Source organism: Paenibacillus sp. FSL H3-0321, assembly GCF_038002865.1.
In the GTDB taxonomy this organism is placed as follows: domain Bacteria; phylum Bacillota; class Bacilli; order Paenibacillales; family Paenibacillaceae; genus Paenibacillus_AQ.
In genome coordinates, this window is the sequence record NZ_JBBODH010000001.1 from 7312162 (window position 1) to 7333088 (window position 20927).

The window sequence follows — 20927 nt, forward strand, 5'->3', positions numbered from 1 at the left end:
TTGTGGAAGTATATCTTGATTTGTAACCGTAATCCGGCTGAATTTGCTCCTAAATTAATTAAATGTTGTTATTATCTGATACAGGAGAATGTAAATATGACTTTAAAAGAAGTTTGTGAAAGTATTTGTTTACCGGAACAAATGAAAAGAAAAGTGCTTGGCTTTGCAGGCGGATTCGATGAGGAAACATTTAAACCTCTTTCTACTGCCTTGTATGATCCGTTTGCCTGGGAAAAGGGAGTTAAAGAAATAATAGGTGTTCTGGGAGAGGATCCAGATGGGAGCAAAATGCTAGCTTTTATGCTTGTACATGCAGTAAAGGCACATAAGGAATACGAAAAAAGAGGAATCAGCGAGACAATTTTTACGGATACGATGAAGTTCTGTACCAGATTCATTATGGAACATTACAAGGTGTATGGGACATATGCATTCACGTGGGGATGGTGGTTTCCTAGACAGATTTCACTTCATGAATTCCGAATCGGTGCACTTGAATACGAAATGATTGAGCAGAAAGAAAAGAAAATAATAAATATACATATCCCTGCTGATGCGGATATGAGGCGAGAGAGTTTGCGAAAGTCATATGAGGATGCTAGGGGATTTTTCGCAAAATATTATCCGGAGTATGGACAGTCGGATATGGTATGTGATTCCTGGCTGCTTTCTCCAGTCCTTGCTAGGCTGTTGTTAGAGAGTTCGAATATAGTCGGTTTTCAGAAGGCATTCGACTTGATAAGTGTAGATGATGCGAATGACAGCTCTATCAGATGGGTTTATGGAAGAACTGATATTCCAATACACGAACTTTCTGAACATACATCTTTACAGAAAAAAATCAAGGTTTGCCTGATGGAAGGCGGCAGCATCGGCGCAGCCTGCGGAAGACTGCAGGAAAATCCCTGGAAGGATTGATAGGAGAGGTTTAAGTATTAACTTCCTAGGTGATTTGATAAATTTAGACTGTCTTGAAACAGCATCATTAAGCTACTATGAAAATTCATTGCACCAAAGTGTGGAAAAAGGCAGCACTAAAGAAGACGCAACTCGTTCGTTTTTTTAAAGGGGAGAGCGCCTGAATAGCTTTTTATTGCAGCTTTATATAGATCAAGAGCCTTCTGGTTTAGTGATAGTAATGGAGTAGCCTAGTCCTTCAAGTCTGCGTAAAACATGTCGAACAATGGACTGTTCCCTTTGCTTATCGAAGTAGTCTTCCCCTAGATCAACATACATTTCTTTACGAGTTAGAAGGTAATAGGAGATTCTCAACATGGCATGAGCGACTACAATTCCTGCTCGTTTCCTTCCTTTTCGCGCTGCTGTACGCCTATACAGTGCGCCAAGGTAATTCTTAGATCCTTTTACGGAATGAGCTGCTTCGGTTAAGGCTGATCTCAAATATTTATTGCCCTTTTTGGTTTTAGCCGATTTCCTTTTGCCCGCACTTTCGTTATGGCCAGGAACAAGTCCTGCCCAGGAACACATATGAGCTGCGCTTGGAAACTGTTTTTTAATATCTGTACCGATTTCAGCCAGGATTTGTTCGGCCATTCGTGTTGATATGCCTGGAATTGAGTCTAATCGTTCAATATCTTCTTGGTAAGGATTTACTCGCCGTGCAACTTCTTGATCCAGCATATCAATTTGTTGAGTTAGAAAGTCGATGTGAGTTAGAATGGTTTTTATCATTAGGCGTTGATGGGGGCTTACGTATCCTTGGAGGGCAAGTTCGAGTTCGTCTTTTTTTCGTTTTAGTGTCCGAAGGGCCATGTTGGCCAGTTGCTCAGGATCATCTATACCTTCAGCAATCGCATAAAGCATGTTTTTAGAGGAAACTCCCATAATATCTGAGACAACGGAACCAAGCTTAATATTAGCTCCCTCTAATACTTTTTGGATTCGATTATGCTGTCTGGCACGTTCTTCGATGATACTCCGACGATAACGAACAAGCTCTCTTAACTCACGTTGATTACGGTCTGGAATGAAACTGGCTTTAATCAGTCCGTGGCGAAGGAGTTGGCAAATCCATTCTGCATCTTTAACATCAGTTTTGCGTCCAGGCACAGCTTTCATATGCTGGGCATTAACAACCAGAAATTCGATCTCCTCAGCCTCAATTAAATTTACAATAGGTTTCCAATAAACACTTGTGCTTTCCATGGCGACATGAGTACAGCTGTGCTCCTTAATCCAGTCCACTAACTTAAGAAGAAATACAGTTTTAGTTGAAAATGTTTGAATCTCCTTTCCTTCAGGTGTCATGATGCATGCAGTAATATTGTCTTTATGGACATCCATACCGCACGCCCGTTCAATAATTACATCCACGCCATTCAACCTTTCTACGGCATCATGATTGGAGACTGGTGCAACAACCAGAATAGGATTAATCTACTATGAGTGCTTCCCAGTGGGAGCAACATTCAGTGGTGCACCGTGGTCGTTGGAGTCAGACTAACGGATGGGCTCTAATCGCACCATAGTTCATCGACCTTCCTCTCCCAGCCGTACTTCCAGTATAAAATACCAAGCGAAAATTTTCATTCTCTGTGGTGCAGCGCTGATTTTGCGCTGCATGGTTGGCTAACGGGATAGTACGACAAGTTCTGCTATAAGCACCCGGCGGTGTGAAAAGCAGGAGATTCAAAATTAGGAATCTCAACTTTATAACCGAGGATGGAAATGACGGAACCATGTTTCCCGAAACCATCCCGCCAATACTCCTGCATGCATCATGCCTGACAGAGCATGGGGTGTGAAGTACAGGTGGAGTCGGCAGAACAGAGGCTGAAGCCTCCTCACGGAAAGGTATGCCAATGGATATGCCGCGCGGCTGAAAAACTGGATATGGTGAGAATGTTCATTCTTTTTTTTTGAACTGACGAACTTCCGAATGTACGGGTCTAAAGTTAGAACGTATGGAAACATGCGGGCCATCAAGCGATGGTGTGAGTGGCGTAAAGTAATAATTTTCCCTATGAAATACGCTATGCTGAACAATGGCAGCTTCCAGCTCACAGGCTTAGAGGAAGCACCTACGTCCTGAATGGATAGCTAGGTTGTAAGGGACTTGGAAAGCAAGGCACGTCGCAACAAGGGCTGTTACCCAAGACGGTTGCAATAAGGCACATGCCGAAATGCATTAAGCCTTGTGAGGGCAGGGGCACGACTGATGAATCTTCTGTAATGGGAGTGGAGGAACAGCCCCAAGTCTAATGGAAAGAACGATCATTCTCCAACGTGAATTGCACCGATCGGGTAGGAACGTGGGAACATCACCTCTACAAGGAGGGATGCCACAGTGCAAGCTCTTCGATACTGGGATTACTACGGCATGACGGACACATTCACAGCGTTATACGATAGTGCCTCGAAAAAGGAAGTTTTCCCGCAACTCTACGACATCATCACATCCAGAAAAAACATCCTCCTCGCCTATCGAATGATGAAATCGAATAAAGGATCGCGGACACCTGGAACCGATGGGAAAACCATTACGGATATCCAAAAGCTATCCGAAGACGAACTAGTCCTTGATATCCAATACAAGTTAAAGAACTACCGCCCCAACAAAGTCAGACGGAAGCGCATTGAAAAGGATAACGGCAAATGGAGACCTCTCGGAATTCCGTGTATTTTGGACCGTATCATTCAGCAGTGCTTTAAGCAGGTGCTTGAGCCAATCGCGGAAGCTCACTTTTATAACCATAGCTATGGTTTCAGACCGTTGCGGTCAACTCACCATGCTATGGCTAGAGTGCAATTTCTAGTGAATCATTCGCAACTCCACTATGTTGTCGACATCGATATTCAAGGCTTCTTTGACAATGTAAATCACGGATTGCTGATCAAGCAGCTATGGAACCTTGGCATTCAGGACAGGCGAACATTAGCATGCATCTCGAAGATGCTAAAGGCAGAAATTGATGGAGAAGGTGTACCTTTCAAAGGAGTTCCACAAGGCGGAATCCTCTCTCCTCTTCTATCCAATATTGTCTTGAACGATCTGGATCAATGGATTGCTGGGCAGTGGGAACTGTTTCCCATGAACGAGTCATACAAGACGAGAACAGGAGAATTGTACGCGAAAAAGCGATCTACTCTGAAAGAAGGATACATTGTCCGCTATGCGGACGACTTCAAAGTTCTCTGCCGAGACTGGAGAACTGCCCACAAGTGGTATCATGCTGTTAAACTGTACCTGAAGGAACGCCTGAAACTGGACATCTCCCCGGAGAAATCGCAGATTGTGAATCTGCGCAAACGGGAGTCCGAATTCCTCGGTTTCACCATCCGTGCGACTAAAAAGGGCAACAAACGAGTGGCGCATACCGGCATTAAAGCCAAAAACAAGCGGAAGATCAAAGAAGAAGCCAAAGCGCGCATCAAGAAACTTAGAGCTTCCCCAACCGCACAGAATGCACTGCTGTTCAATAGCTTTGTTCTAGGGATTCATAACTATTTCAAATGGGCAACCCACGTCAACCCCGAGTTCTCACGTCTTGCCTACGATCTACGTGCCTTCATGTTCAATCGTCTCAAACAGATTGGGAAATACGAACACCCTGAAAACCCGCCGCCAACGTACAAGAAATTCTACAGTCGCGGCTTCAGGACATTTAAATTGGCAAACGTGTATTTATATCCTCTTGCTGATGTGAAGACAAGAAATACCATGAGCTTCAGTCAACAGCTGACCCTTTATACAGCAGAAGGAAGAGAGCAAATCCACCAAAAGCTACGGTCAGATTTGCAACACGAAATTGCTTCATTAATGAAATCCCATATCCCAAGTCGAAGTGTAGAGTACATGGATAACCGAATCAGTCGCTACAGTATGAAAATGGGGAAATGCGAAGTTACAGGCATGTATCTTTCTGCGGCAGATGTTCACTGCCATCATTTTGTACCGCTTCATCTGGGCGGCAACGATAAATTCTCTAATCTTCGTATCCTCCAAAAGGAGGTTCATCGGTTAATCCATTCTACATGCAAGCAGACAATTGACGGGCTCATGGCTAAGCTTGGAATAACTGAATCCATGCAGAGCCTGATCAACCAATACCGCACTAAATGCGGATTGGAACCGATCAGTTTTTTTTTTCCAGAACCTAGAGTAACGGGGAACCAATGATCAAGTAGCTTTCATTAGATGGAACGCCGGATGCCGGGAAACTGGCACGTCCGGTGTGGCGCAGGGGAAAAGCCGGAGATTATATCAAACGCTTACCTATTGCAACCATTAGATTAATAAACCAGAGGTAGTTCAGGATTTTATTTCCAGAACAAGACTGCCGCTGGTTTTATATTGGAGTCAGTCTAATACTTCGGACATGTATATGGATAATATATAGGAGGTCCGGTAAACCATTTCATTGGTTTACCGGACCTCCTTATTGCAGAAGCGGGTTGCTTCTAGTCTGCCTCCAAAATAAAAATGCGAGACAGAAAATCGCCTCTTGGCACCTTGGAATGGTAATCACCAGATGTATGGTCATTTAAAACAATGCCGATCTCCATCAATTCATCCCCGAAATAGTCGTATTCACCCAAATAGCCGTATTCGCCCAAATGGGCGATGCGATATTTTTTATGAGGTTCCAGTCCGGCAAGCTTCAATCCCCGATAGCCGTCATTTACCTTCGTAAGAATGCGGTAATAGCCGACGATCGCCTGGCTTCTGTCTCTGGATCGGACCATCCATGCTGTTTCATTACCCTGGAAGGGACTGGCCGATAAAACGTCCCCCGCGTCATGAGACCACGGTACTTTTTCATAAAGGTGATTTGTTCCTGAACGGTCGCTTTTTCTTCATCAGACAGTAGGCTGATATCGAGCTCATAGCCAAAGGTGCCAAAATAGGCGACACTGCCTCGGGTATTCAGGGAAACGCTGCGGGATGTCTGGTGATTGGGTACCGCGGAAACATGGGACCCCATGCTGCTGAGCGGGTATACCATGGACGTGCTGTATTGTATTTTTAACCGTTCGACGGCGTCTGTATTATCGGAAATCCATCCCTGCGGCGAGTAAAATAACATCCCCGGATCAAATCGTCCGCCACCGCTGGCGCATGACTCGAACAAGACCTCAGGAAATTTACTGCTTACCCGTTCGTGCAATTCATATATCCCCAGGATGTATTGATGGTAACCCTTTCCTTAAAAATCACATTCCCTTCCTTGGGAAAACACTTCTGACATAGAGCGGTTCATATCCCATTTCACATAGGAGATATCAGAGTGGGCTAACAGATTGCTGAGGGTCTGATCCAAGTAATCAATGACCTCAGCCTTCGTCAAGTCCAGGACATATTGATTTCGACCCGGACTCACCGTACGGTAGGGGACGGATAATAACCAGTCCGGGTGCTTCTCATAAAGTTTGCTCGCTTTGCTGATCATTTCCGGTTCAAACCAAAGGCCGAATTTCAGCCCCATTGCAGTAATCTTTGAGGCAAGGCCGGAGATGCCGTTGGGCAGCTTGGTCTTGTTGGGGTACCAGTCCCCGAGAGAGGTTGTGTCTGTATTACGTTCGTCAAACCAGCCATCATCCAGAACAAACAATTCGATTCCAAGCTCGGTGGCCGAGCGGGCAAGTCTAAGTATTTTGTCCTCATCAAAATTCATGTAGGTGGCTTCCTAGTTATTGATTAGCATGGGGCGCTCCCTGTCCCTCCAGAAGCCTCGGACCAACCGTGTTTGATACAGCTCGTGGAACACTTGGCTCATCCTGTTCAAGCCTTGTCAGCAAGCCCAAGCTGCAAGCAGAGAACAATATACCTAATCCGTATTTATAAGTGGTGCGAATATGGGTTGCGCGTGTTTTGGTCCACAGCAGACAAAGACGGGGGACAAGGCCAAGCCGAAAATGGTATCAATGGTTCCCACTGATCCTGGAGCAATTTCAATTCCAAAAATATGACGATTGATTTTCTGATCGATAAAAATCGCCACAGTGGAAGTCAACATGGTGGAATTCATGTTCGTATGGCTTTCATCGCTCATGGTTCTTCCTTCTTTCTGCGTATTTCAGAGAACGCTTTCCCTTTTAAAATATAGCAGATTCATTTCTGTAAAACGGTAGCGGATAGTTGGGATAGGTGGACATTTATTACCTATCGCGGAGGTGTCCGTTTCTTTGCTATGCGGCTGAATCGCAAAATCCAACCACCTCCGCACTTTAAGCGAACATTCAGTTCAATCTCAGGTCAGCTTAAGGCTGGGGAGATAGGATAAGGGCAGAGGAAATGTTTAGCAGTACATAGGAAGAGGCGGCCCCGAGCTGCTGGTTACATAACAGATTTAGTGTGGTTGCATCAGCAAAGAATACATACGGATATGGAGGAAATACCTATGTTTACAAAAATTCGCGCAAAAATACTACTTGGCTTCGCAGTGGTCATTCTCGTATTCATCGCCGCAATCGCCGGAAATACCTTGTTTCAAGGCAAGGTTACCATGCTCACCGAGCAGATTAACCGCAATTACAGCAAGCTGACGCTCGTTCAGCAGCTGACGGACAAGATCCGCACAGCGGACGGGCTCGGCGCCAGATATGTGATGAGTAATACAGATGAGGAAAGAACCACCTATCTGACCGCTTATGAGGCAATGGTTCCGGAGATTACCGAGGCGATAACCGTGCTTACGAATGCGGGCCTTAATGAAGCGGAGCTTGCCGGGATTACGAGTCTCGAGAGTGAATGGAGTAACTATTTGACCGTGCTGGAAAATGCTTTCGCTTTAGCCAAGGAAGGAAATTTCCCGAATGCGCAAAAGAAGTTCACGAATCTTTCGCTGGATACGATTATTGATTCGCAGCTGGTCTTCGAGAATACGCTGAATGAGGAGATCCAGCATGCGCAAAGTCAGTCCGCAGAGCACCGCAGCTCGGCCATGGGCATCAGCTTTGGCGTGACGGGCTTGTCGGTTCTGCTGGCTATTTTCATCGCACTGCTGCTGTCCGGCAAGATTATTAAACCGATCCGTGATGTAAATAAACAACTGCAGGAGATTGCCGAAGGAGATGCCGACCTGACCCGCAAGCTGACAGTCCGGACCAAGGACGAGATCGGTGATCTGGCACTTGCTTTCAATAAAATGACGGATAATCTCGGGCTGATCATCGGACAGGTGAGCCAATCTGCGGATGGTCTGGCGGCTTCTTCCGTCAAGCTTACCTCCGACAGCGGGCTGACAGCCGAGGCCACGGAACGGATCGCCGGCATTATGGGTACGGTTGCTTCCGGTTCGGAGAGACAAATGAATGATCTGCAGACCAACATGACGACGATTGTTGAAATGTCGGCCGGCATCCAGCAGATCGCCGCAAGTGTGCAGGATATTTCCGATGCATCACTGCGCTCTAATGAATTCGCCGTGGCAGGAGATAAGTCGCTGCAGGCTGCCGTCCGCCAGATGGCTTCGATTAACCAGTCGATTGGGTCGTTGTCCGAGCAGGTGCTTGGTTTTGCTAAACGCTCCCAGGAGATTGGCAGCATCGTAGGGGTCATCCAAGGCATCGCCTCGCAGACCAATATGCTGGCGCTGAACGCAACAATTGAAGCGGCGCGTGCCGGGGAACAGGGCAGAGGGTTCGCCGTTGTTGCCGATCAGGTGCGCAAGCTGGCCGAGCAATCCGGAGAATCGGCCAATCTTATTGCCGAGATGGCGGCAGGGATTCAGTCCGATGCCGATGATGCGGTCCTGGTGATGAAGAGCAGCATTGCCGAGGTGCAGGACGGTACGGAAATCATTGAAAATGCAGGACATTCCTTCGGGGAGATCCGCATTTCGATCGATTCTCTGGCCGGACAGGTTCAGGAGGTGTCAGGAGCGGTCGAGGAAATCACGGCGGCTACCGAAGAGATTGTGGAGTCGATCCGCACCGTCACGCAAATATCGGAAACCACGGCTGCGAATACGCAGCAGGTGTCGGCAGCTTCACAGGAGCAGATGGCATCGGTAGAACAAATCGCTTCCTCGGCAGGTGCGCTGAACATATTGGCGCAAGGCCTGCAGGGGTTGGTGGCAAGGTTTAATGTGTAGCTTGACTGGAAATACGCTCTTCAGCAAATCTTTACCTTCATTTCATTTGGTTTTAAGCTTCAGGCGGTATATTCATCACATGACCCCCATACAATAGACCTTGACCCTACCGGATAACGGCGGGGTCGCTTTTTTATATACTGCTATATATGAATGGATCAGCTACCTCTTAAAGAACGAGAAATGATTACAAGTGTGCTATCCACACATTTTGGCCGGATAGAACAGAATAACAATTAATGTCGGGATGGAGTCCACACATTCGCACTACCAGTCTAAGTCTGTTAGAAATGCTGCGAAAAAAATCATAGAACGTAATATTGCACATACTAAGCATAGAAACGGCCATTGGTTAAAATCTAGTTATATCTTATATTATTACCATAATTAGTTAGTTAATAGTCAGTCTCCGAGTTCGGTCAGTGTATCTTGCGATTGCGGCTAGTAGTTCTGCATGTTTGCGCAAGGAGTAGATCGTGCTTTTTGTTGTGGATGTACAGCATTGGGAGACGCTGCAGCTGGCTAATTGAAATTGGATTAGTGCGGGCAGGAGGGCAGCCTTTAATCAAGGAGGTGAAGGAGGAAACAAATTGTTTGTGAATGCGCTTTCTTTAACATGATCCATAACATTATGGAAGGTGGCTCGTATATGTTAACAGGAAACAAGGCATCTGCCAGGAAAACATTCCTCATCTATGGTTTGATTGTTGCGTTGCTTGTAGGCCAATTGGCGCTGTTTCCGGCTGTAAGCTCTGCGGCGGCCAATCTGGCGCAGGGCAAAACAATTACCGCAAGCTCGGTCGGCGACGTTTATGTGGCGGCGAATGCCAATGACGGCAATCAAGGGACGTATTGGGAAAGTGCAAGCAATGCTTTTCCGCAATGGTTAAAGATAGATTTGGGCACAAGCAACAATGTGAACCAGGTGGTACTGAAGCTGCCTGTTGCCTGGGAGGCAAGAACGCAGACGTTAGCAGTTCAAGGCAGCACGAATGATTCTGCGTACAGCAACCTTGCGGCATCGGCGAGTTATACGTTTAATCCGTCAAGCGGATCCAACACGGTAACTATTAATTTTACAGCAGCAAACGCCAGATACATCAAATTAAACTTTACTGCAAATACGGGTTGGCAGGCAGCACAGGTATCCGAGATTGAGGTCTATGGGACGACCCCAACGCCAACCGGCACTTATGAAGCGGAAGCTGCCGCATTATCCGGTGGAGCCAAGACGAACACCGACCATGCCGGCTATACAGGCTCGGCATTTGTGGACGGATATCTCGGACAAGGTGCAACCACAGCCTTTACGGTTACTGCAGCCACTGCAGGCAGCTACAATGTTTCGCTGAGGTATGCCAATGCTTCAGGCAGCACCAGAACATTAAGTGTCTACGTGAACGGAACAAAGGTTAAGCAGACCTCGTTTCCCAATCTGGCGAACTGGGACACTTGGTCCACACAAGATGAAATATTAACTTTGGCTGCCGGCAACAACACGATTTCCTATAAATACGATTCCGGAGATACCGGCAATGTTAATATGGATCATCTGGTTCTTACTCCGGCGGCCACACCTACGGCGACACCAACAACCACACCGACAGCAATCCCAACAGCAATCCCAACAGCAACACCCTCACCAACGCCTACAGCCACACCAACGGTTTCACCTACAGCTACCCCAAGCACAGGTCCAGGATCGAATCTGGCCATCGGCAAAACCATTAATGCTTCCTCATCCATATTTACGTTTGTTCCTGGCCATGCGAATGACGGCGATGTCACCACGTACTGGGAGGGCGGGGCTGCCAGCTATCCGAATACGCTGACGGTCAATCTTGGGGCCAATGCCAGCATTACTTCTGTTGTCGTGAAGCTGAATCCGGCGGCGGCCTGGGCAACCCGTACCCAAACAATTGAGGTATTGGGACACAATCAGGCAACCTCCACCTTTACAAGTCTCGTTCCGGCTACCCTGTATATCTTTAATCCGGCCAGCGGCAATTCAGTGACCATTCCGGTTACGGCAACGGCCAGTGAGCTTCAACTGAAGTTCACCACCAACTCCGGTTCAAATGCCGGCCAGGTTGCAGAATTTCAAATTACCGGCACACCGGCAGCGAATCCTGATCTGACGGTGACGGCAATGTCCTGGAGCCCTTCTGCTCCGGTGGAAACGGATGCCATGACCTTAACCGCAGCCATTAAAAATGCAGGAACCGCAGCATCCACAGCGACAAAGGTCAGCTTTTATCTGGGTACGACCAAGGTAGGGACGACTCCGGTAGGGGCACTTGCTGCAGGAGCCTCAGCCAATGTCTCGCTTAACATCGGTGCCCAAGATGCGGCCACCTATGCACTGGGCGCCAAGGTGGATGAGAGCAACACTGTTATTGAACTGAATGAAGGCAACAACAATTACACCCATCCGTCTTCTCTTACTGTTACACCTGTATCAAGCTCCGATTTGCTCGCTTCCCCGGTAAGCTGGACCCCGGGAAATCCGGCCGGAGGCAATGCCGTAACCTTCTCGGTTGCCATCAAAAACCAAGGGACAGCAGCTTCCGCCGGCGGTGCGCATAACATAACGCTGACGGTGACTGATGCCACCACCAATGCCGTGGTCAAAACCTTAACCGGCTCCTACAACGGAGTAATCGCCAGCGGTGCCACAACAGCTCCGGTCACTTTGGGCACATGGACTGCGGCGAACGGCAAATACACGGTGAAGAGCGAAATTGCCGTGGATACCAATGAGCTTCCGGTGAAACGGGCCAACAATATTCAGACCCAGCCGCTGTTTGTCGGCCGCGGGGCGAACATGCCTTACGACATGTATGAGGCCGAGGATGGCGTTGTCGGCGGCGGAGCTGTTAAGCTTGCCCCGAACCGCACCATCGGTGATCTGGCCGGTGAAGCTTCGGGCCGGAGGGCGGTAACGCTGAACACGACCGGCAGCTATGTGGAATTCACCACAAAGGCCAGCACCAATACGCTGGTTACCCGGTTCTCCATTCCGGATTCGGCCAGCGGTGACGGAACCAATGCCACACTGAACATTTACGTCAATGGAGTGTTCAACAAGGCGATCAGCCTGACCTCCAAATACGCCTGGTTGTACGGCCCGGAAACCAGTCCCGGCAACTCCCCGGGCTCCGGTTCCCCGCGCCATATCTATGATGAAGCGAACGTTATGTTCGACAGCACTATTCCGGCAGGAAGCACGATCAGGCTGCAAAAGGATGCGGCAAACACCTCGAAGTATGCCATCGACTTTATCAGTCTGGAGCAGGTGTCGCCAATTGCCAATCCGGACCCGGCTAAATATGCGGTTCCTGCCGGTTTCAGCCATCAGGATGTGCAGAATGCGCTGGATAAAGTCCGTATGGATAACACCGGCAACCTTGTGGGGGTATATCTGCCTGCCGGAACTTACGAGACCTCAAGCAAGTTCCAGGTCTACGGCAAAGCCGTGAAGATCGTCGGTGCAGGACCGTGGTACACCCGGTTTTATGCTCCAGTCAGCCAGTCCAATACGGATGTCGGATTCAGAGCCACCGATTCCGCCAATGGATCGACCTTCTCGGGCTTCGCTTATTTCGGCAATTATACTTCGCGGATCGACGGACCCGGTAAAGTGTTCGATTTCTCCAGTGTGTCGAACATTACGATTGACAACATCTGGACCGAGCATCAGGTATGTATGTTCTGGGGTGCGAATACCGACTACATGGTGATCAAAAACTCGCGTATCCGCAATACCTTTGCCGACGGTATTAATATGACAAACGGAAGCACCAACAATCTCGTATCCAACAATGAAGCGCGTGCCACTGGAGATGACAGCTTTGCACTGTTCTCGGCGATTGATTCCGGCGGTTCGGACATGAAGGACAATGTCTATGAGAATCTGACCTCAATCCTGACCTGGCGCGCAGCCGGTGTGGCGGTCTATGGCGGTTATGCCAATACCTTCCGCAACATTTATATCGCCGACACGTTATGTTATTCCGGGATTACCATCAGCTCACTGGACTTCGGCTATCCGATGAACGGATTTGGCGCTTCACCGCCGACGAACTTCCAGAATATCTCGATTGTCCGTGCAGGCGGACACTTCTGGGGCAGCCAGACCTTCCCGGCCATCTGGGTATTCTCGGCATCGAAGGTGTTCCAGGGCATCCGGGTCAGTGATGTGGACATTATCGATCCGACTTACCACGGCATTATGTTTCAGACCAACTATGTGGGCACTTCATCGCAGTTCCCTGTCGCGGATACAATCTTCTCCAATATTACGATTTCCGGTGCGCAGAAGAGCGGGGACGCATTTGATGCCAAGTCGGGAGTGGGCATTTGGGCCAATGAATCGGCGGAAGCCGGTCAAGGCCCGGCAATGGGTTCGGTAGTCTTCAACAACTTGAAGATTACCAATACAGTCACTCCTATTAAAAATAATACGTCCACCTTTACGATCAACGTTAATCCTTAGACAGCCAGCTGAACAGACCCATAGAAACGGAGTGCTGCTGCTTTAATTAGCAGTACCCGTTTCACAGCAGGGCCGCCTCCCGCCGACACAGGGCCTTTTGCCGCGGAATAAAGAAGCGGCATGAGCAGCCCGGATTCCCGGCAATCGACAAGTGCCGGGCCATAGCCTACAATGGGTGTTACAAAGTATATGGAGTAAAGCCCATGCTTCCGATGCCAGTTTTATACGAAGAACACTCATGGATGCAGCGCTCACAAAACTGTTAGGAGGATTTACTATGACACCCCTGGTAGTCAATAATATTACGGAACTGATCGGCGATACGCCAGCCCTGCGGTTGAACCGCCTGACCGGCCCGGATGATGCGGAAGTGTATGTGAAGCTGGAAATGTTCAACCCCAGCGGCAGCGTGAAAGACCGGGCCGCGTATAATCTGATCCGGCAGGCTGAGCTTGGCGGCTTGCTGAAGCCCGGCGGAACCATTATCGAGCCGACGAGCGGAAATACCGGCATCGGGCTGGCGATGAACGCAGCGGCGAAGGGCTATAAGGCCATACTGGTCATGCCGGACAATATGACAAAGGAACGGATTAATATTCTGAAGGCATATGGTGCTGAAGTGGTGCTGACTCCGGCGTCGGAGCGGATGCCGGGCGCAATTGCTAAGGCGCTGGAGCTTGGCGCAGAAATCGCGGACAGCTTCATTCCCCAGCAGTTTGAGAATAAAGCCAATCCGGACATCCACCGCACGACAACGGCACCGGAAATTGTTGCCCAGATGGACGGCAGGCTCGATGTGTTCGTCGCCACCTCCGGAACCGGAGGCACGATTACCGGAACCGGCGAGGTGCTGCGCCGGGAGCTGCCCGGCATCAAGATCGTTGTGGTGGAGCCGCAAGGCTCACCGGTGCTTTCGGGCGGCAAGCCCGGCCCGCATAAGCTGGTCGGAACCAGCCCGGGATTTGTCCCCGCCATTCTGAACACGGGTGTATATGATGAAATCGTCCAAGTGTCCGATGAGGATGCACTGGAAACAGTGAGAGCGCTGGCCAGTACGGAGGGGATATTGATTGGCCCTTCCGGCGGAGCAGCAGTGTGGACGGCGCTACAGGAAGCGCGGCGTCTGGGGAGCGGCAAACGTGTTCTCTGCATCGCTCCGGATACCGGTGAGCGTTACCTGAGCATGGGGATATTCTAATACTTCTCTGAAGGGAATGTAGAATGAAGCTTTTCCGGGGTATAGTGATTACTTGCGTGCTGCTGACAGGATGTTCTGCGCAAAATGCGGCTACAGAGGAAGGGACAACGTCCACTTCCTCGCCGTCTGCCGTAGTAGCAAGTGCAACGCCGTCTCCGGCGGTTACGGATGAAGCCAGTGCACCGCCGGTCAAGGGAACCGATGGTGGAACAACTTCGAACCCTCCGGCCTCGGCTTCAGCATCGAAGGAATACATGGAAACTGCCAGGCTGCATACCACGTTCGGGTTTGCCGATGCAGAAGGGAAGCATATCCTGATGACCCGGGAAGATGACAGTGAGATGGAACAGATGAAATCTCTGAACACGGCTGTCGGCAATAACGGCCAAATTCTCACGTTAACGTTCGAGAAATGGCAGGCTGGGAGCGAAAACAGTAACGGCCGGGAGTCGGCGAATAATTTTGCCAATCTGCGGGGGTATGTCTATACGGTAGATGAAGACGGCGCAGAACCGGATGAAACCTACTATTTGGCCGATTCCGCTGAGTTTAAGCTCAAGTCGCTGCTTGAAATTCAGCCGGCAGCAACAGATCGCGGACAGCTCAGCGCTGATGATCCTCTGCGAAAGAGCATTTCTGCGGTTAAACAGCGGGAAATCAAGGCCGCCTGGAAGCTGGCGGATTTGCCCCCGGACCGTGGTCTGTATCTGGTGCAATTCGTGAGACAGAACAAGAACATGCTGTTCAGTCTTGTTGTAGAGGATGGCGGGAAGCTCAAGTTCATGGATTATCCCGCCGTTGTTCAGGAGGATGAATATTCAGTATGGCGTGTAGATGACGGCGGTGAGGTCCTGCCGGAGATGTTCTCGTTGTTATTTGCTGCCGAGACTACAGACGGACTGCTGCTCGGGCTGAATTGGTGGGGCGCAGAGGGGATTAATTCCTTTTTCCTGTCCCAGGAAGGGGATACCTTCAAAGAGCTGGATATCCAGTACGGCCGTTATACCTCGCCTTTGTAGCTGCTGTAAATGCGTATCTGTGTTACACAAAGTCCAGCCGTCATGATTCTGTGGCGGGCTGGACTTTTTTCTTGTGCGCGAACAGTCGAAGCATACTATAGCCGATTACTCCTCCAAGGGTATTCAGAATGAGATCGTCGACATCAAAGGTACCAATAGAGAGGAGAGCCTGTGCACATTCCAATATCAGACTTAAACCCAGGGAGCGAATTAACACATGCAATAATGAAATTCTCCGGCCGCTTGACTGGAGTATAAGGAACATGCCATACGGCAGGAATAAAGCGATATTTCCGCCCAGATTGAGCAGTGTGTGACTTGTCAGGTTATCGAGTGTGTTCGATATGGTGGCCAGCGGGATGAAATTGCCCCATTGCATCGCACGGTCGATGTTGTGCGGACTGTGTTGTAATTGATCCCAGAGAAAGATGAAATTTATGGAGCCGAACTTAAATAAAATGATTTTAAACAACGCATAGACATACAAGGCGAAAAAGATCTGCACTGCAATCTCTCTATTGGCTTGTGTACGCTTCATTTCTTATCCTCACTTTCTATTGATTACTGCCATGCCTGTCAGGGGAACACGGTCAAAATAACCCCGTCCATATTGTTGCCCGACAGCTCAAAACGGCGGTCAGCCGGTACCGGGATCGGTGTATTGCCGGTAACGGAATGATACGAAACCTGGTATGGCTCTCCATCCACCGTTGCCGAATAGGTCTGCTGCTCCTTGATGAATTCGAGATACTCTTCCAGTGTGAAATTGTTGTCCTGCATAATTCTGCTGTGCGGCAAACCGACATAGCGGAAATGCCAGGGTTCATACTGAATGCCGGTAATGGCCGTCTTGTCATTCGGGTAACGTAAAATAAATCCGTATTTCCAGGCATTCTTCTGCAGCCATTTGCCTTCTGGTGCGTTGTTCATCGCCGTCTGTGTAGATCCGATATCCAGCGACAAGCCAAGATTATGCTCGCTGTGGCCTGGCGGCAGCGCGTATTCGGCGCCTTTTTCCTCATATAGCCGCTTTTGTTCTTCCGTATCCCGGTACCCGCTGCTGATCAGAAAATTCGAAACGCCGTCGGTGGCAGCTGCTTCAATCATCTCTGAGAAGCGCTGCACCACGTTTTGCGACAGCATAATCGTGTTGTCCAGCAGCCCGTATCCTTGCACCAGTTCCTGATGCTCAAACAGGTTGACGATGTCCTTTGTAACTCCTGATTTATGTACTGGATAATTCTTGTTGACGAGTAACAGGTTTCCCTTGTAGATCTGTTTTGTGGAAATAACTGTAATGTCAGTTCGTCCGGGACCCGCTGTGATCACTTTGGACCTCTTGTCCGTAAGATCATTTCCTGTGATTTCCGCTTCCTTGTGAACCGCTTCATAGCCCAACAGCATCAGGATGACAAGCCAAAAAACCCACTTCTTTTTTTTCATTTCTGTCTCCTCCTTGTGTTCATTCTTTAAGGATAAGAGAGAGCGTTTAAAAAGAAGTGGGGTAAAAATAAAGTTTTTCTTAAATTATACTAATTCAATGCTGAAACGGATAATAAGCATGTTGAAATCCGTGTAACGAAAAGATTACAGCTACCGTGGCAGCCGAACCTCAAAAAGGGTGCGGATGATGTCACTTTGCACAGAGATGCTGCCGCCATGCTGTTCGACGATATTTTTGGCAATGAACAGGCCGAGTCCAGTTCCGCCTTCTTGGTGGCTGCGGGCCCGGTCTCCGGTATAGAACATGTCGAATAGATGGGGCAGCTGTTCTGCAGGGATGCTGCCGCCATAATTGATAACCTGAATGACGGTATCCTCCGCCTGCGGACTGCAGCTGACATCCACATACTGGCCATCTTTGCCGTACCGGGCGGCATTGGTCAGCAGATTCTCGAATACGCGTGCCAGCAGCTCACCGTCGCCCTCGATTTCGATCCGGGGAGGGGTGTTCAGGCGTGCTGTCAGTCCATTGCTCTCAAAGACAGGATATAATTCCTCATTTAATTGGCTCAGCAGTTCGCTTAGATCAAGCAGCTCTTTGTTGATGGTAAGCATACCGTAGTTCATTCTGGTGATTTCAAAAAGCTCATCAATGAGCTTTTCAAGCCTCTGGGATTTGGTATAGGCGATGGTCGTATAATGTTTGATCTGATCTGCAGAGAGCTGACCTTCCTTTAGCACAAGATCCAGATAACCCAGCACAGAGGTCAGCGGAGTACGCAGATCATGGGCCAAATTCAAGACCAGCTTGTCCTTGCTGTTTTCGGCAAAATCCCCCCGTTCCACCGCTTTCTGCAGCATTTCACTCGCCAGATTCAGGTCTGCGGCAATATCGTCGAACTCGTCATTCGATGAGAGATTGAGCCTGCTTTTGAAATCACCGTTTGCCAGCAGATGAATATGCTTGGAAATCTCCCGGAAATAGGTGGCATAGGGTTTGGTAAAGAGGAAGAAAAAGAGGATGGCCAGCGGAATAAATAAGATCAGAAAGAAATTGAGATCGCCGACGCTGCCGATCATATACCGGAACCGGGCCAGCTTGTCCTCCAGCTTAACCTCTGATTGGTAATAAAGCTGAAGCACTTTATACAGCGCAAAGGTAAGGACACCCGAACAAAACATGCTCATTATCAGCATCAAGATCATTTTAAAGCGGAAGCTGCGGATCATTTTAGCCATTGAATGTATAACCTACTCCCCAAATGGTTTTGATCCATTTATTTTTGTTTTGATCTTCGCCAAGCTTTTTGCGCAGGGTACGGATATGCACCATCACTGTGTTCCCGCTCTCAAAATAGGCTTCACCCCACACCTGCTGAAAAAGCTGCTCGGCACTGAAGACCTTCTTGGGGTAGCTGGCCATAAGGTATAGGATATCAAATTCTTTGGGTGTCAGCTCGATGCTGTTCCCGTATAACGTCACGGTGCGGCAGTCAGGATCAACAATCAAGCCGCCCGCTTCGAGCACAGCCTTGCTGCCGGAGACCGGCCGGCTCAGCTGCATGGAACGGCGCAGCTGCGCGTTCACTCTGGCGACCAGCTCCATGGGATTAAACGGCTTGGTCATATAGTCATCGGCTCCGATTACGAGGCCGGTGATCTTGTCCAGGTCCGAGGTTTTGGCACTCAGGAAGATGATCGGCATCTGGTGCTGCTCGCGGATCTGCCGGGTGACTTCATGCCCGTCCAGGCCGGGCATCATAATATCCAGAATTGCCAAATCAATGGAGTGGGTCTGGACCGCCTGCACGGCGGCTCGTCCGTCAGATACTTTGATCAGATGGTAGCCCTCTTTTTCCAGGTGCAAGGCAACCAGTCCGGCAATCTCGGCATCGTCATCGGCGATTAGAATCGTAATTCGTTTCATTTCATTTTCGCTCCTGTATAAGTTAACATGTAATGTGGACTTCAATTAACGCTTTGCTCCTAGTTTACCTTATCGGTTTAGCTTTCGCGAGCGGCGATTTTCGGTAATGTTAATATTTTAAATACTTATATTTGTAACATTTCAAAGAGGGTATAGCCCGAAAGAGTCATGCCGGCGCTACCTTGGCAATGCTATTCTATACATTAAGATTTGGGAGGGGACAGCAACGTATACGAGAATCAAGCTGCTTATTCTGCTGCTTCCGACAGTAATGGTCGGCATTTGGGAGATTGTGCGCCACCAGTTTCTGATGCCTTATATCTCTATGGACATGGGGAATTATCTGACGCCTGTGCTTGTATTCCTGTTCAGCTTCGTGCTGTTGCTGCCGCTGTTCTCGTTATTGGAACGGAACCAGCGGGAGCTGGAGCAGGAACGGGCGGTCAAAACGGCCATGGAAGCCCGTGAGGGTCTGGCCAAAGAGCTGCATGACGGGATGGCGCAGTCGCTGTTTCTGTTGTCCGTACGGATTGAGCGTCTGGAGCAGAACCGCAGGAATGGTGAGGTGAGCGGGGAAAGCATTGAGCAGATCAAAAAAACAGTGCATGAGGTTAATTCTTATGTACGCCAGGCCATTGCGAACCTGAAGGTTCAAGTCAGCGTTGCGCAGAACTTCACCCTGGAGCAGTCCGTTAAGGAGCAGCTGGCGCAGATGGCAGGTGAGGTGATGATAGAAGTGTCGCTGGACTGGAGTCTGGATGACGAAGCACTCACTTCCGCTGAAAAGGCGGAGCTGCTGTCCTGCATCCGTGAGGCTATCATTAATGTGCGCAAGCATACACGGGCGGGCAAAGTAGCCATATCCGGGCAAGGCGGCCGGGAGCGTTGGAAAGTAGCTGTCACGGATGACGGTGCAGGTATCCCGCATGAGGACCTTTTGCAGTGAGTGGAAGTTATGGCCTGCAGATTATGAGAGAACGGGCAGAGCGGATGGGCTGGAGATTATCGCTGGGATCGGATAGCGCCGGGACCCTAGTTGAAATAACGAAAGGGGGAGACGCCGAATGAACTGCTGCCGGGTACTGGTTGTAGACGATCATGCTCATGCGCGTGAGGCGATGTGCGAGATTCTGGCGATGGATGAGCGTTTTGAGGTCATTGGAGCAGTGGCGAGCGGAGCCGAGGCCATGGTCTGGACCGCACAGTGGATGCCGGATCTGATCCTGATTGACATTGAGATGCCGGGGATGGACGGACTGGAGACGACACGGCGGATCAAGCTGGAATACCCTTATGTCAAAATCGTCATCGTGACCGTGTCGGATGAAATCTCCTATCTGTTCGAGGCGCTGAAGCAGGGCGCGCAGGGATATCTGCTGAAGAATCTGGCGCCTTCGACCTGGATCGAATATTTGCTGGCGATTGTCAGTGAGGAGGTTCCGCTGAGCCGGGAGCTGGCTTTTCAGATTCTGAAGGAGTTTGCCGTTACTTCGGTCAAGGAAGAGCGGGAAGCATTAACGGCGCGGGAGAAGGAAATACTGGGCTGTGTCTCCTCCGGTTCCACCAACAGGGAGATTGCGGCTGAACTCGGGATTTCCGAGCATACGGTCAAAAATCATCTGAAAAACATCCTGCAAAAGCTGCAGCTCCAGAACCGTACGCAGCTGACGCGGTATGCTCTGGAGCAGGGACTGGCCTCGCGGGAGCGGGATTTTCCGAGGAAACCACAGAGATAACGGGTATTAAGAGGGAACCTGACAGATACCATAGAAACTGAGAAGAGGGGAAA

Annotated in this window: 16 protein-coding genes and 1 pseudogene; 9 read left to right on the forward strand and 8 right to left on the reverse strand. The window is 49.3% G+C overall.

Annotation, left to right across the window (positions count from 1 at the left end; all coding sequences use genetic code 11):
- Positions 1–96: 96 nt before the first annotated feature.
- The gene (locus MHI45_RS32280; RefSeq protein WP_076114637.1) at positions 97–918 is read left to right on the forward strand and encodes an acyltransferase domain-containing protein; all 822 of its coding nucleotides are present in this window, start codon (positions 97–99) and stop codon (positions 916–918) included.
- 192 nt (positions 919–1110) lie between these two features.
- Here the strand turns inward: MHI45_RS32280 and MHI45_RS32285 are convergent, their stop codons facing one another.
- Complete coding sequence (locus MHI45_RS32285) at positions 1111–2334, reverse strand: IS110 family transposase (RefSeq protein ID WP_076114636.1); 1224 nt, start codon at positions 2332–2334, stop codon at positions 1111–1113.
- 973 nt (positions 2335–3307) lie between these two features.
- On the opposite strand from MHI45_RS32285, the gene ltrA reads away from it, so the two are divergent.
- The gene (gene ltrA / locus MHI45_RS32290) at positions 3308–5140 is read left to right on the forward strand and encodes a group II intron reverse transcriptase/maturase (RefSeq protein WP_340893965.1); all 1833 of its coding nucleotides are present in this window, start codon (positions 3308–3310) and stop codon (positions 5138–5140) included.
- A gap of 281 nt (positions 5141–5421) precedes the next feature.
- On the opposite strand, the gene MHI45_RS32295 is transcribed toward ltrA, so the two are convergent.
- From MHI45_RS32295 to MHI45_RS32305, 3 genes and pseudogenes are all read right to left on the reverse strand, one after another.
- Positions 5422–5706 (reverse strand): GH36 C-terminal domain-containing protein, encoded by a 285-nt coding sequence (locus tag MHI45_RS32295; protein WP_306080833.1) that lies wholly within the window; start codon positions 5704–5706, stop codon positions 5422–5424.
- Positions 5643–6737, reverse strand: a pseudogene (locus tag MHI45_RS32300) (alpha-galactosidase). The gene MHI45_RS32295 and the pseudogene MHI45_RS32300 overlap by 64 nt, the downstream one beginning before the upstream one ends.
- 51 nt (positions 6738–6788) lie before the next feature.
- Positions 6789–7013, reverse strand: coding sequence for a hypothetical protein (locus tag MHI45_RS32305; RefSeq protein WP_256718172.1), 225 nt, complete (start codon positions 7011–7013; stop codon positions 6789–6791).
- A 348-nt stretch (positions 7014–7361) separates the two neighbouring features.
- Here MHI45_RS32305 and MHI45_RS32310 point away from each other — a divergent pair, with 348 nt between their 5' ends.
- The 4 genes from MHI45_RS32310 (at position 7362) to MHI45_RS32325 (ending at position 15768) form a co-directional block, all read left to right on the forward strand.
- Positions 7362–9056, forward strand: coding sequence for a methyl-accepting chemotaxis protein (locus MHI45_RS32310; protein ID WP_076112177.1), 1695 nt, complete (start codon positions 7362–7364; stop codon positions 9054–9056).
- A 649-nt stretch (positions 9057–9705) separates the two neighbouring features.
- On the forward strand, positions 9706–13551 hold the full coding sequence (locus tag MHI45_RS32315; protein WP_076112188.1) for a galactose-binding domain-containing protein: 3846 nt from the start codon (positions 9706–9708) through the stop codon (positions 13549–13551).
- A gap of 277 nt (positions 13552–13828) precedes the next feature.
- The gene (gene cysK / locus MHI45_RS32320; protein ID WP_076112175.1) at positions 13829–14749 is read left to right on the forward strand and encodes a cysteine synthase A; all 921 of its coding nucleotides are present in this window, start codon (positions 13829–13831) and stop codon (positions 14747–14749) included.
- 23 nt (positions 14750–14772) lie between these two features.
- Complete coding sequence (locus MHI45_RS32325) at positions 14773–15768, forward strand: hypothetical protein (RefSeq protein ID WP_076112174.1); 996 nt, start codon at positions 14773–14775, stop codon at positions 15766–15768.
- 40 nt (positions 15769–15808) lie between these two features.
- On the opposite strand, the gene MHI45_RS32330 is transcribed toward MHI45_RS32325, so the two are convergent.
- The 4 genes from MHI45_RS32330 to MHI45_RS32345 all read right to left on the reverse strand — a co-directional run bounded on the left by MHI45_RS32330 (position 15809) and on the right by MHI45_RS32345 (position 19138).
- Positions 15809–16306 (reverse strand): VanZ family protein, encoded by a 498-nt coding sequence (locus MHI45_RS32330; RefSeq protein ID WP_076112172.1) that lies wholly within the window; start codon positions 16304–16306, stop codon positions 15809–15811.
- Positions 16307–16344: 38 nt separating this feature from the next.
- Complete coding sequence (locus MHI45_RS32335; protein WP_076112170.1) at positions 16345–17211, reverse strand: M15 family metallopeptidase; 867 nt, start codon at positions 17209–17211, stop codon at positions 16345–16347.
- Positions 17212–17361: 150 nt separating this feature from the next.
- Positions 17362–18450, reverse strand: a complete 1089-nt coding sequence (locus MHI45_RS32340; RefSeq protein ID WP_076112169.1) for a sensor histidine kinase — start codon at positions 18448–18450, stop codon at positions 17362–17364.
- Positions 18443–19138, reverse strand: coding sequence for a response regulator transcription factor (locus tag MHI45_RS32345; RefSeq protein WP_076112167.1), 696 nt, complete (start codon positions 19136–19138; stop codon positions 18443–18445). Before MHI45_RS32345 ends, MHI45_RS32340 begins: the two co-directional genes overlap by 8 nt.
- A gap of 271 nt (positions 19139–19409) precedes the next feature.
- Between MHI45_RS32345 and MHI45_RS32350 the strand changes: the two genes are divergently transcribed.
- Genes MHI45_RS32350 through MHI45_RS32360 form a run of 3 tightly spaced genes read left to right on the forward strand, consistent with a single transcriptional unit; the run spans position 19410 to position 20874 of the window.
- The gene (locus MHI45_RS32350; RefSeq protein WP_341118601.1) at positions 19410–20084 is read left to right on the forward strand and encodes a sensor histidine kinase; all 675 of its coding nucleotides are present in this window, start codon (positions 19410–19412) and stop codon (positions 20082–20084) included.
- Positions 20081–20206, forward strand: coding sequence for a hypothetical protein (locus MHI45_RS32355; protein ID WP_341118602.1), 126 nt, complete (start codon positions 20081–20083; stop codon positions 20204–20206). The genes MHI45_RS32350 and MHI45_RS32355 overlap by 4 nt, the downstream gene beginning before the upstream one ends.
- The gene (locus MHI45_RS32360) at positions 20203–20874 is read left to right on the forward strand and encodes a response regulator (RefSeq protein ID WP_076112164.1); all 672 of its coding nucleotides are present in this window, start codon (positions 20203–20205) and stop codon (positions 20872–20874) included. Before MHI45_RS32355 ends, MHI45_RS32360 begins: the two co-directional genes overlap by 4 nt.
- The last annotated feature ends 53 nt before the right edge of the window (positions 20875–20927 follow it).